Source organism: Collinsella aerofaciens (assembly GCF_015553355.1).
Classification (GTDB): Bacteria; Actinomycetota; Coriobacteriia; order Coriobacteriales; family Coriobacteriaceae; genus Collinsella; species Collinsella aerofaciens_V.
This window is the reverse complement of sequence record NZ_JADNGN010000005.1, coordinates 20,168-33,039: the sequence shown is the minus strand read 5'-3', so window position 1 is coordinate 33,039 and position 12,872 is coordinate 20,168. Positions and strand designations below refer to the sequence as shown.

General features: G+C 61.4%; 11 protein-coding genes. 1 reads left to right on the top strand and 10 read right to left on the bottom strand.

All coding sequences use genetic code 11. From position 1 onward, the window contains the following. Positions 1-9 precede the first annotated feature (9 nt). The 10 genes from yedF to I2D57_RS02470 form a co-directional block, all read right to left on the bottom strand. Positions 10-636, bottom strand: a complete 627-nt coding sequence (yedF, locus tag I2D57_RS02515) for a sulfurtransferase-like selenium metabolism protein YedF (RefSeq protein WP_195361350.1) — start codon at positions 634-636, stop codon at positions 10-12. 61 nt (positions 637-697) lie between these two features. Further along, positions 698-1,747, bottom strand: a complete 1,050-nt coding sequence (gene selD, locus I2D57_RS02510; RefSeq protein WP_195361349.1) for a selenide, water dikinase SelD — start codon at positions 1,745-1,747, stop codon at positions 698-700. Positions 1,748-1,817: 70 nt separating this feature from the next. Continuing rightward, positions 1,818-2,582 (bottom strand): acyl-CoA dehydratase activase, encoded by a 765-nt coding sequence (locus tag I2D57_RS02505; RefSeq protein ID WP_195361348.1) that lies wholly within the window; start codon positions 2,580-2,582, stop codon positions 1,818-1,820. A gap of 155 nt (positions 2,583-2,737) precedes the next feature. Continuing rightward, positions 2,738-3,901 carry a double-cubane-cluster-containing anaerobic reductase gene (locus tag I2D57_RS02500; protein ID WP_195361347.1) on the bottom strand — a complete coding sequence of 388 codons (1,164 nt, stop codon included), beginning with the start codon at positions 3,899-3,901 and terminating at the stop codon, positions 2,738-2,740. A gap of 154 nt (positions 3,902-4,055) precedes the next feature. Further along, on the bottom strand, positions 4,056-5,339 hold the full coding sequence (locus tag I2D57_RS02495; RefSeq protein ID WP_117637556.1) for a double-cubane-cluster-containing anaerobic reductase: 1,284 nt from the start codon (positions 5,337-5,339) through the stop codon (positions 4,056-4,058). A gap of 444 nt (positions 5,340-5,783) precedes the next feature. Further along, positions 5,784-6,854, bottom strand: a complete 1,071-nt coding sequence (locus I2D57_RS02490; protein ID WP_195361346.1) for a sulfate/molybdate ABC transporter ATP-binding protein — start codon at positions 6,852-6,854, stop codon at positions 5,784-5,786. A gap of 3 nt (positions 6,855-6,857) precedes the next feature. Continuing rightward, a complete protein-coding gene (modB, locus tag I2D57_RS02485) occupies positions 6,858-8,300 on the bottom strand; it encodes a molybdate ABC transporter permease subunit (protein WP_271748342.1) in 1,443 nt (480 codons plus the stop codon). Between the two features lie 68 nt (positions 8,301-8,368). Continuing rightward, on the bottom strand, positions 8,369-9,244 hold the full coding sequence (gene modA / locus I2D57_RS02480; protein WP_195361345.1) for a molybdate ABC transporter substrate-binding protein: 876 nt from the start codon (positions 9,242-9,244) through the stop codon (positions 8,369-8,371). A 203-nt stretch (positions 9,245-9,447) separates the two neighbouring features. Then, the gene (locus I2D57_RS02475) at positions 9,448-9,927 is read right to left on the bottom strand and encodes a MogA/MoaB family molybdenum cofactor biosynthesis protein (protein ID WP_195361344.1); all 480 of its coding nucleotides are present in this window, start codon (positions 9,925-9,927) and stop codon (positions 9,448-9,450) included. Between the two features lie 10 nt (positions 9,928-9,937). Then, positions 9,938-11,200, bottom strand: a complete 1,263-nt coding sequence (locus I2D57_RS02470; RefSeq protein ID WP_195361343.1) for a molybdopterin molybdotransferase MoeA — start codon at positions 11,198-11,200, stop codon at positions 9,938-9,940. A 210-nt stretch (positions 11,201-11,410) separates the two neighbouring features. On the opposite strand from I2D57_RS02470, the gene I2D57_RS02465 reads away from it, so the two are divergent. Next, on the top strand, positions 11,411-12,832 hold the full coding sequence (locus I2D57_RS02465; RefSeq protein ID WP_195361342.1) for a chloride channel protein: 1,422 nt from the start codon (positions 11,411-11,413) through the stop codon (positions 12,830-12,832). Positions 12,833-12,872: the final 40 nt, after the last annotated feature.

The window sequence follows — 12,872 nt, the reverse complement described above, 5'->3', positions numbered from 1 at the left end:
ACCAATACGCTACGGGCGCACGACGCGCACGGCCTGCTCCATCTTCTCCACGATCACGTACATGTTGGTGACCTCGCCCACCGCAAGCTGGTCTTTAATGCCATAGTGGTCCAGGCAGGTACCGCAGGTGAGAATCTCGACACCCTGCTCCGCCAGCCCCTTCAGGTCATCGAGCACCGGCGAACCCTCGACGGTGAGCTTGGCGCCGCCGTTGTAGAACAGCATGGTCGCGGGCAGCTCCTCCTGCTGCGTCACGGCAAAGATAAAGGCCTTCATGAGCTTGTGGCCCAGCTCGTCGTCGCCGCGGCCCATGCAGTCGGTGTAGACGGAAATGACGAGTTTACCCTTGCCGGCGCTGGCGTCGCAGAAAGCGGCACCGTCCTGCTCGGGATCGGCCACGGCAACGGCGCCAGAGGCCGCCACGGTCACGTGCCACTCGGCGTCAGAAACCTTCTCGACCGAGGCCGTACAGCCCTTCTCCTGCGCCATCTTGGAGATGTTCTTGACGGCGGTCTCGTTGTCGACCGAGGTCACGACGGCACCCTCGCCTTCAAGCTGCTTCAGGGCTTTGAGCGTCTTGACGACGGGCAGCGGGCAGGCATCGCCCATGGCATTGACTTCAATTTTGGTAGACATAGCAAAATCCTTTCGAAAGAACCGTTCTAGAGAACGGTAAACAGTTACATAAACGTGCGGGCTAGCGAACAACGCGAACGGCAGGACCGCCCGGCACCGGCTCGCACACGCGGCCGATTGTGGCGGCAACGCGCCCCTCGGCATCCAGGCGGCGCGCAAGCTCATCCACATCGGCAGCAGGTGCCGCGATAAGCAGGCCGCCAGACGTCTGCGGATCGTACAGCGCGTAGAGCATGCCCGGCTCCAGGTCATCGTCAGCCGTCACGCGCGGGCCAAAGAAGTCCTGGTTGCGGTAGGAGCCCGCGGGGATAATGCCCAGACGCGCCATGTCGAGCACCTGGTCAAAGAGCGGCACCGCCCCCGACGCAAGCTCAACCTGCACGCCCGAGCCCTCGGCCATCTCGCACGCGTGCCCGATCAGGCCAAAGCCCGTAATGTCGGTGCAGCCGTGAAGCTCAAGCCCCTCGGCCAGACGAATCGGCGCCTCGTTGAGGGTGCGCATCGAGTCAAACATGGCTGCGGCCTCGTCCTGCTCGATGAGCTCGCCCTTAATGGCCGTGGTGATGATGCCCGAGCCGATCGCCTTGGTCAGCAGCAGAACATCGCCTGCGCGTGCGCCGCTGTTGGCGAGCATGCGGTCGAGCGCGACAAAACCGCTCACGGACAGCCCGTACTTGGGCTCGTCGTCGTTGATGGTGTGGCCGCCCGCGATGGAGCAACCCGCCTCGACGCACTTGTCGGCGCCGCCCGCCAGAATCTGACCGGCAACTTCAACGCCCAGACAACTGGGTATGCAGAGCAGGTTCATAGCATGGCTCGGCCGCCCGCCCATGGCGTAGATGTCCGACAGCGAGTTGGCTGCGGCAATCTGGCCAAACAGAAACGGGTCGTCGACCATCGGCGGAAAGAAGTCGATGGACTGCACGAGCCCCAGGTTCTCCCCTACGCGAAAGACGCTCGCATCGTCGGAGGTATCGAACCCCACGAGCAGGTTGTCGTTATGCACATTGGGCAAGTCGCCCAGGACCTGGGCGAGGGCTCCGGGAGCCAACTTAGCGGCTCAACCGCTCGCGGCCGTCATAGACGTGAGCTTAATCTGATCGTCAGCCATCGATACCTCCTCTCATCGGTCAATCATTTTCTCCCAGTATACGCATGAATGCGAGCCTGCGGCGGATGCATTAATTGAGCGCCTGTGCGCGAATCGCCGCGCCGATGGCACCGGCAAAGCGAGCCTGGGGCGAGGTGGTCACCGGCGACCCCAGCAGCTCGCCCAACCGCTCCACCACGAAGGCGTTCTCGCACAGGCCACCGGTCAGGTAGTACGGGGCGCCCGCGGCCTGCCCGGCCATGGTCGCCACGCGCGAGACCACGCTGTCGATCACGCCACGCGCAATGTTCTCGCGCGGCTCACCGCGACCGATCAGGCTGATGACCTCGCTTTCGGCAAACACCGTGCACATGCTGCTGATCTTGGTGGGCTCGCCGGAACGCGCCAGATCGGCCATCTGCTGCTGGGAAATGCCCAGGCGATCGGCCATGATCTCCAAAAAGCGCCCCGTGCCGGCAGCGCACTTGTCGTTCATGGCAAACTTGGACACGCGGCCACTTTTAAGCTGAATGACCTTGGTGTCCTGGCCGCCCACGTCGATCACGGTGCCGTGGTCGCCAAACAGGCACACGGCACCGGTGCCGTGGCAGGAGATCTCGGTCACGACCTTGTGTGCATAGGGCACGGCGACACGACCGTAGCCGGTCGCGATCACGCGCACATCGTCGCCCGTCACGTCATAGCCGGCCGCTGCCAGTGCCTCGCGCAGCCGCTCGGAAGCATCGACCGAGGAGAACCCGGTTGGCTGCACGCACGTCCACGCCACCGAACCCTCCCCATCGACCACAGCAGCCTTAGCCGCCGTAGACCCGATATCGATCCCGATCCCTATCATGGCTCTCTCCCAATCTAAACATCAAAGGTAACGGCGTGTTCAGGCGCCTTAGCTCTAGGTTTCTCAGGTGCCGGAGATTGCCCCAAAAGAGGAGCGCAGCGTACTTTGGGTACGCAAGCGACGGTTTGAGGAGCAAGATCCCATGCCTGGGGAAGCTAGAGCGTCTCGATAAAGGCGGCGATGCGCGTCTCGATCTGGCCCATGTCGCCGTTGCTGTAGTCGGTCTCGATCTTCATGTACGGAATATCCGCACCCTCGACGGCCTCCTGCATGCGTGCGCTCTCAACGTTAAAGGTGTGGCAGGCCTGCAGCACGCTCTCTACCACGCCATCGACATGGTACTTCTCGCACATGGCCAGCGTGTTTTCCATACGACCGTCGTTGGGCGTCATGACCGAGCAGTTAATGTCCAGGTAGCGGTCGGCGATGGCGCGCAAGATGTCGGGAGCCTCCGGGTCGATCATCATGGCCGCCGTGCGCTCGCCCGAGCAGTCGTCCATGCACACGACCACGCCGCCGTTGGACTCGATGGTGCGGCCGATCTTGTTGATCACACCGCCCACCGGGCAACCGGTGATCAGAATGCGCTTGGCGTCCGCCGCAACCGGGCGCTCGCCCGCGTCGTAGGCCTCGCGCAGCTTGGCGACCTTTTGCTCCAGCTGCTGCGTATAGGCCTCGATATCAAAGCTGAACGTACCGGCAAACATAGTGCTCATCAAGTCGACGCCGCTCATGGCCGCCGGCTGGTTGGCCTGCAGCGCAAACATCTTGAGCTGAGCCGCACGCAAGCGGTTGCGACGACGGACGGCAGCACGCAGGTCATCGTCGGTAATCGTGATGCCGTAGAAGCCCTCGAGCTCCTCCTTGAGCAGGCGGCACTCCTCGTACCAGCCTTCGCGCTCGTAGGCGCGATCGCGACCCTGCGGAAGATGCAGAATGTGCGTGCGCTTGAGCTCGTTGAGTAGCTCGTACATCTTCTTCTTGCCGTCGCAGGTGGTCTCGCCGATGATCATGTCGCTAAAGTACGTAAACGGGCACTTTTGCGAGTAGGCAAAACCGTAGGTCGACTTGATGAGCGGGCAGAGGTTTGCCGGCAGCACCTTCTCGGCCTCGGGAATCACCTCGTCGGATGTGCCGCACAAGGCCACACTTGCAGCGCCCGCGGCATCGATAATCTCGAGCGGCGTGTAGCTGCACAAAAAGCCGACCAGGCGATTACCCGCCTGCTTATAATCCTTGACGCGAATAAACGCCGCCTTGTGCTGCTCGTTGAACTCCTCAAACGTGGACGGCAACGGCTGCTCAATATATTCCGACATATAGCTCCTTAACAAACCTTTTAACCAACCAAGGAAACGGCTTTCCCAGGTGCTCGAGGTTGCCGTGAAAGAGGAGCGCCGCGTACTTTGGTACGCAAGCGACAGTTAGAACGGCAAGATCGGGTGCCTGGGGAAGCCGCCGAGACGGATAGCCCTAAATGGTTTCCAAGAAAGCCTCGATCCTGGTTTGCAGTTGGCCTGCATCCTCGCCGGCGTAGTCGGTCGTGATGTGCATAAACGGAATGCCGGCCTCCTCGGCGGCCTTCTCCACGGCAAACGACTCCATCTCGTAGAGCGTGCAGAACTGCAAGGCCACGTCGACGATACCGTCGGCATGCAGGTCCTTGGCCATCTGGACAATGTCCTTCATACGCTGGTCGTTGGGCGTAAAGACAGCGCAGTTGATCTTAAAGTAGCGCTCGGCGATGGCGTCGAGCATCTCGTCGACCGTCTCGCCGGACTCGTCGACCAGGTCCTTGTAGTAGCGCGAGCCCGTGCAGGACTCCTCGCCTACCACAACGCCGCCGGCCTTCTCGATAAGGTTGAACAGCTTCCAGTTGGGCACGGCCATGGGCGTACCGGTGTACAGGATGCGCTTGGTCCCCTTGGGTGCCACGCCCTCGCCGGCCTCGACACGCTGCTCGCACTCAGCCGCCATATCGTTGATGGCTCCGGTCAGACGCGGTGTGTCGTCCATAAAGGCGGCCTGAACGGTCAGCAGGCTGTCGAGACCGCTGATGGGCGCAGGGTCGGCAGCGCGGGTCGCAGCGAGGCGCTGCAGGGCGCGGCGCTTCTCATTGACGGCGTGGATGGCAGCCTTCAGACGCTCGGGCGTAATCTTGACGCCACACTCTTCCTCGATCTTGGCGGCGAGCTTCTTGACCTCGGCCTTCCAGGTCACGAGCGTCGACTCGTCGTGTACGTTGGGAATATCCATGACGTACATGTTCTTTTGCGTGGCAAAGAACTCGTAGGCTTTCTTCTTGCCGTCGCAGGTGTTCTCGCCCACCACCAAGTCGCTCGACTCAATGTAGGGGCAGACCTCGCCCAGCTTAAAGCCGGCAAAGCTCTTGATGAGCGGGCAGGTGTTGCGCGGCAGGTGCTCCTCGACCTTATCGGTTGCCCAATCGGCACCCGAGCACAGACCCACGGGGATACCGTCGCAGGCGAGCACAATCTCCTCGGGCACGTAGACGCAGAAGCTGCCAACAATCTTGGTGGCCTCGCCGGCCTCCTTCTTGTCGAGCATCTCCTTAATTCGGCCGCTGTGGATGTTGGTGGCGACAAAATCCAGGTAGGACGTGGACTTGGGGCGATTGTTCTGCGTCAGGAACATATCGCCGTACATCTGGCCCACGGCGCCCAGCAGCATGTCGTGGTCGGCAAGATTCATGCCGAGGCTCTCCCACATCGGATGGAAATCGAATTCTTCAGCCATGGTGGTTCCCCTCTCGAACCAAAAATGAATAGCTACGGTATTGCTGCACGGTGGGTGGCGAAAACCCAGCCGCGCCTAAACCCGGAATTTTGGGGAACCTGCTTTGCGGTCGATTATTTAGTTGCGCGTCGTCTCTCCCGGAGCCGTGAACATACCTGCTCATATGCGGCTCCGAGCCATATACAGGGCGCGCGCCGCAACGCGACGCGAATATGTCTTCTGCGGCATCAGCGCGCCCTCCTTTTCTCGTCGAAGGTAACTATATCAACGGTTGTCGTCCAGACGAACACCGCCGACATGCGTACGACAGCGTCGAGATGTGAGCATCTCACTGTCTGATAATTAATTATCAGACAGATAAGGTTTAGTCATGTAGAAATCGGCGAACGGCGAAGTGAAAACAAAGCGGTCGAGGACTACCTCCTCGACCGCATCGCCCCCGCATTATCGGCAAACGAGATGAATCCTGCTTGCATCAAAATGCATGCGCAGAGTCTCACCCGCCTGCGGCAGCTCTTCCACGGGTACACTCACCTTATTCACCTTCCACTGCAAACGCGTGGGCGCATCAATACGCGGCACGTCCAACAGCACCAGCCGCTCAAAACGCGAATCGCTCACACGGGCCACATGCAAGTCGTAACTGTTGCGGCCCCGCTCGGCACGGTTATCAACATGGAAGTAACTCGCGCGAATGCCCAGGTACGCTGCATTATCGGGAACCTCGCGACCCACATTAAAGGTCATGCCCCAGTCGAGGGCCTCAACTTCTTCGTCGCCGATCTTGCGCGCCCGGCTTGTGTTCTTGCAGCCCGTCAGGCGCAGTGCCGCCAGCGTCTGCGGACGGCGGACCACGTCCTCGACGGAGCCGATCTCCTCAACATGCCCGTCGTGCATCACGCAGATGCGCTGGCACAGGCGGCACGCTTCGTCGATGTCGTGGCTCACGTAGAGCACGGTGCGGTTGCATACATCGAACAGGTCGAGCATGTTCTGTTCGAGGGCGCTCTTAAGATAGGAATCGAGTGCGCTCATGGGCTCGTCGAACATAAAAATGCCCGGATGCGCCGCCACCATGCGGGCAAGCGCCACACGTTGTTGCTGACCGCCCGAGAGTCGCGCGGGATAGCGGTCGGCAAAATCGGACAGACCGAAAATGCCCAGATAGCGCTCGGCGAGCTTTTTGCGCGCGGCGGCGTCGCCCGCATCCTTTACACCGGCGCATACGTTATCGGCCACCGTCATGTTGGGAAACAGCTGATAGTTTTGGAACAGCAGGGCGCATTTTCGCTCCTGGGGCGACAGGTTGATGCCCGTCGCCGAGTCAAAAAAGGTCACGCCGTTGACGACGATCTTGCCCTCGTCGGGCGTCTCCACGCCGGCGATGCAGCGCAGCGTACAGCTCTTGCCGCAACCCGAGGCACCGAGCAGCGCCACACGATCCTCGCCGGCCTCAAGCTGCATGTCGAGCATAAACCCGGGATAGCGCTTTTTGATATCCAGAACGAGCGACATGGCCTATCGACCTCCCTGCAAAGCGGCATCATCGCGCATGAGCTCGGCCAGCGCCTCGCGATCGATACGCAAGGCATCGCCGCCCGCCGGGTCGAGCGAATCGCCCTGTCCGGCAAGATCTTTGATCCGCTTGCGCTCCGCACGGGAAAGGCCCCGCTCGCGATACTTTTGCGAATGAGCGGTGTACATATTGATGAACAGGATGACCAGGAAACTGAACACGATTACGACGATGACCCAAAAGAGCGCCACCGACGTGTTGCCGCCCATCCACTCAAAGTAGATGGCGATGGGGATGGTCTGGGTAATGCCGGCGTAGTTGCCCGCAAAGAACAGGGTGCAGCCAAACTCGCCCATGGCACGCGCGAAGGCGAGCACCGTGCCGGCGGCAATCGAGGGCCAGCCAAGCGGCATCATGAGCTTGGCAAAGATGCGACGTTCGGACCATCCCAAGGTTCGCGCGGCGTCGAGCATCTGCGTGTCGAGGCTCTCGAAGGCTCCGAGCGCCGTGCGGTAGACCAGGGGAAACGACACCACCACGGCGGATATCACCGCCGCGGGCCACGTAAAGACGATCGAGATGCCATGCGCGATAAGCCACCGACCGACCCCGGTCGATCGACCAAACAGCATGAGGAGCAGAAAGCCGCAAACCGTGGGCGGCAGCACCATAGGGATGGTAAAGACCGAGTCGAGCAGGCCCTTGATGCGACTCGAGGTACCCATAGTCTTCCACGCGGCGAACAGGCCCAGCGCAAGGGAGATCACCAGGGCAAGGCCGCTCGTTTTAATGGACACCCAAAACGGGCGATAGTCGATGTCGCCCAAAAAGGAGACCAGAGAGGTCAAGGGCCCTTGCTCATCCCGCAACATGACAGACGACGCCTCTACCATTTGAGCGCTATCAAGCCAACGCGCGCCGCCCTTGGCATCACCCGAGGCTGATGCAATCACCACATAGCGGTCCCCATCCGCACCGCGCTCATCAAAGCCATAGGTATACCCGCCGGCATCAAACGTTGTTTCCGCCGTGACATACCAAGGAAGATCCACGTCCCCCAGCCGCGCACCTCCCATGCAGTTTGCGCTGTCGAGGTCACAGACGAGGGCCTTGAGACCCGATACGCACTCGTTGTCCTGCGGATCCAATCCATACTTCTCGACCGCCTTGGGCGATATCCACGCCACAACGCGATCGGCAGCAGGCGCCACTACAAGGTCCACATCCTCGTCAACGGGAAACCGGTAGCCCTCAGGCTGGCCCTCCATGGCACGAGCGGTCCCCTTCGCCAACCGCTCAAAACCCTCGATTCCATAGGAAAGCCCATGAGCGGTCGCAGCAACCTGGGCCCCGTCCTCGGCGTCCCCGGCAAACGCAAATCCCGGCACCCAGCAAAGCGCGAAGGTCAAAGCACAGGCGACAAGCATGCGGAATCTATTAAGCACGAAAAGCTCCAAGCGAATACAAGGACGGAGTGAAACACAAAACGATGGAATTATCGCGCCAAGCCGCACTACTCGGAAAGCTCAAAGCCGTACTTAGCCCAAATCTTCTGAGCCTTCTTGTTGGTCAGACAGAAGTCGATGAACGCCTTGGCCTCGTCGGCGTGCTCGGAGCTCTCGGCAACGGCACCCGGGTACACGATGGGTTTGTGCGAATCCTCGGGGCACACGAAGGCTTCCTCGATGCCGTCGTAGCGGAAGATATCGGAGCTGTAGACAAAACCGGCCACGCAGTCGCCTGTAGAGACGTAAGACGCAGCGGTGCCGACCTTGTCGGCCAGGGCCACCTTGTCGGCGATCTCGGGCACATACTCGCCGTCGTCGCCCTCGGTACCGGTGTAGAGGCCCACGGAGGCCAGGGCCTGGTTGGCGTACTTGCCGGCGGGGACAGTCTTGGCGTCGCCGATGGCGATCTTGCCGTCCAGATTCGCGACGTCGGCGATGGCCTCAACCTTGGTGTCGGAGCCCTCGGCGCGAATAATCACGAGGTCGTTGACGAACATGTCCTCACGGGTGCCGGCGTCGACGAGCTCGGCGGTCTCAGCGTCATCCATGGTGCCCTTGGAAGCGGTGATGAGCACGTCGACCGTGGCACCGGCGCGCATCTGCTCGACGAGGTCGCCAGACGCCTTAAACTGCGTGTCGGCAAACGTGGTGCCGGTCTGCTCGGTGTAGAACTCCTGAACCTCGGGCAGGGCCTTCTCGAGCGAGTTGGCGGCAAAGACCTGCAGCTCGACAGCCTTCTTCTTAGAGGAAGACTTGACGGAGCCGGCATCGGAACCAGCGGGCTCGGACGTCTTGTTGCCCGAGCAGCCGGCAAGGCCAAGGCCGGCGGCAGCGGCAGCAGAAAGCGAGACAAAACCGCGGCGTGAAACCATATCGAACATATTCAACCCTTTCGAACGCTATGCCCGCGCACCCCGCCGCAGGCTTTATTCTGTTACTAGATTATACTTCCGCGCGAATAAAGATAATGAGAAATTATTCTCGCTAGAGAATATAGTTTCGAGTTGCCGTACACCTCGGCGTCGCTTCGGCGGAAAACAAAGGCGGAGCAGCCGTTCAGGTCGCCCCGCCGCAGGTAAACCGCTTATTTGGTATGTCCGCCGCCCGCCGTCATTTGGGCCGCATGCTCCAGCTGATCGCTCACGGCCTCCCAGCTTTCGCGGGCCGCTTTCGTGGATCCCGGAAAGTTGATGACAAGCGTATGCCCACGCTGCATGCACACGGCGCGCGAGAGCATAGCGCGGCGCGTCTTGGTCATGGAGTACGCACGGATTGCCTCTGCAATACCCGGCACATCGCGGTCGCAGACGGCACGCGTCGCCTCGGGCGTCACGTCGCGCATCGAAAGTCCCGTGCCGCCACAGGTGAGCACGACATTGGCGTGGCACTCATCGGCGGCTTCCACAATGGCATCACCGATCTCGCTGGCGTCGTCGCGCACGACCACATGCGAGGCGACCGTCCAGCCCTGCGCCTCGATAAGTTCCTCGAGTGCGGCTCCAGCCTCGTCCTGAGCAAGATCGCGCGTATCCGAGCACGTCACGATCGAAATCTTCAACTCCATAGTCTTCCTCCTACAACACCGTGCCCTCGGGCAGGTCGACACGCACGACATCCACGACGTCGCCCGCCTTGAGCTCGCACGGTCCTTCGTCAATACGCAGCAGGCAGTTGGACCGCTGCATCGTGCCGAGCAGCGCCGAATTCTGCGTCTTGGCCTCGGTCACCAACAGCTCACTGGTCTCGGGGTCGCGCAAAACCGTGGCGCGATCGAAGAAGCGTCGGTCCTGGCGCTTTTTCACGCCGTGCGTGAGCGTCGCCTGCTGCACGGGACGCACGCCCTCGGCAAAGCCGCGCATCTTGCGAATCGCCGGACGGGCGAGCATCTCAAAGCCCACATACGCCGCGGCCGGATTGCCTGAAAGCCCTAGGTAGGGCTTGCCCCCGAGCAAGCCAAACGTGATGGCCTTGCCCGGACGCATCGAGATGCGATCGAACAGCACCACGCCCTCGCGCCGGACGAGCGCCGTCACGTAGTCGTAATCGCCCGCCGAGGCGCCGCCGCTCGTAATGACAAAATCGCACTCTCGCGTGGCGCGATGCACCAGCTCGCCAATCGCCTGCTCATCGTCGGGCGCAATACCGTAGAACACGGGCTCGGCGCCGGCATCGAGCGCCTCGGCCATCAGCGCCGAGGAGTTGGAATCGCGAATCTGACCGCGCGCCGGTACCTTACTCGGTGCGACCAGTTCCGTGCCCAGCGAGATGATGCCCACACGTGGGGCAGCGTGTACCTTCACGCTCGCGTATCCGGCGCTTGCCAGCAAGCCGGCGCCCGCCGGAGCCACGACCTCGCCGGCATGCATCACAACATCGCCGGCATGGGCCTCCTCGGCGGCAGAGCGAACGTTCTCCCCTACCTTGGCAGGCGCCGAGAAGCGAACGTGCGAGCCCTCGTTGCCATCGCCATCGAGTACGTCGACGATCTCGTACTTCACCACGGCATCGGCACCTTCGGGCACCGGCGCGCCCGTCATGATGCGGACGGTCTCGCCCGCGCCGATTGTGCCCTCAAAGACATGGCCCGCGGCCTCGTGTCCTACGACGGAGAGCGTCACCGGAGTGTCACCGGCGGCCGCAGCAAGATCGGCTGCGCGCACGGCATACCCGTCCATGGCGCTGTTGGCAAACGGCGAGATGTCGATATCGGCCACCGCGTCCTCGGCCAAGGGAAGACCGGCGGCCTGCCACACGGGAATCTCGACGAGATCGGTCGGAGCAACGTGCGACAGAACAATCGACTGCGCGTCCTCCAGCGGAATGAGTTTCTCTGCCATATGCACCTCTTAATGCCACGGCGCACAACAGGGGCGCCGATTCTTTATGCTTGTCTCAGTATAATCCCCCGACGCACGACCGCGACTCGGCCTGCACCCGCAAATACACCTGTCGGTTGCAGGCCGCGAAACAGAATGGAAACCAACCCACCGGCTCGTCGCGTTTACCGCGTTTTATAATGCTTGCGTTGCAACCTAAAAGAGGAACGTATGGCTCATAACGACAAACCCGAAAGCGCAAACGAAGCGCAGGATCATTCCCAGCCGCTCGACGAAGGCGGTTTTTTCTCCCTGAACGACGTCATCACGGCAGGCAGGCATCAGCTCACCCGCTCTGAGCATCTCTTGGCTGCCGACACGCGCCGCAACGCTCGCAACCTACTCGCGAGCGCCAAGTTGCTCGCACTCGTCGTCATCGTCTCGCTCGCCATGGGCGTTGCCGCTTGGGCGTTTTTGGCCTCGCTGAATATCGCGACCGATTATCGCGAGCACCATGCGTGGATTTACGCGCTGCTTCCCGTTGTGGGCGTTGCCACCGCATGGATGTACAAAAACCACGGTCTTGCCGCCAAACGCGGTAACAACCTGGTCATCGACTCCGCTCTGGGCACACGCCTCATCCATATGCGCATGGCCGTCCTCACCTTCGTCTGCTCCACGCTCACGCACCTAACGGGCGGATCGGCCGGTCGCGAGGGAGCCGCGGTGCAGATTGGCGGCACCATCGCCAGCAACATCTCGAGCCTCGCCCACCTCAAAAAGCATGACCACCACGACCTCATGCTCGCCGGCATCTCGTCGGCCTTTGGCGCCGTATTCGGTTCGCCCCTTGCCGGCGCGTTCTTTGGCATGGAGATGTGCTTTATCGGCAAAATCGACTACACCGCGGGCATCTACTGCCTGGTCGCCTCGTTTACCGGCTACTTTACATCACTCGCCCTGGGTACCGAGTACGAAGCGAATGTCATCGCCAGCGTTCCCAACATGACACCACGGACGGTTGTCATCGTTGTTATCAGCGCCATCATCTTCGGTCTGACGGCACGCCTCTTTGCCTGGTCGGTTCGAACCGTCAAGAGCCTCTACGGTCGTTTTATCACCAATTACCTCGTTCGCGCACTCATAGGCGCACTCGTGGTTTTGGCCGCCTATGTCCTCCTCGACGCCTGGGACTACGCCGGCCTTTCCACGTGGCTTTCCGGCGCCGGATTTGCCGGCAACACCACCCTGGCGGACGCAGTCATCAAGTTGGTCGTCACAGCGCTCACCCTGGGCGCCGGCTTCCAAGGCGGCGAGGTCACGCCCCTGTTTGGTATCGGTGCGGCGCTCGGCGGCTGGATCGGTTGCCTCGTCGGAATCGATCCCAGCTTTCTAGCAGCGCTGGGCATGCTCGGCGTGTTCTGCGCCGGCCTTAACGTGCCTATCACCACCTGTATGATGGCCATCGACCTGTTCCACGGCACGGCAGCCGGGTTCTTTGTCATCGTGGCCTTTATCAGCTATCTCGCCGGCGGCCACCGCGGCGTGTACCCCGCCCAGCGCATCATCTCGCCCAAGCGCCGTTCGCTTATTGTGGATGAGGGCGGTACGGTAGCGGATGCTATCGAGCGCCACAACGACCTGATAGAGTAGATGAAATAATCGCCGTGCAGCCACAATCAGGGGCAATTCG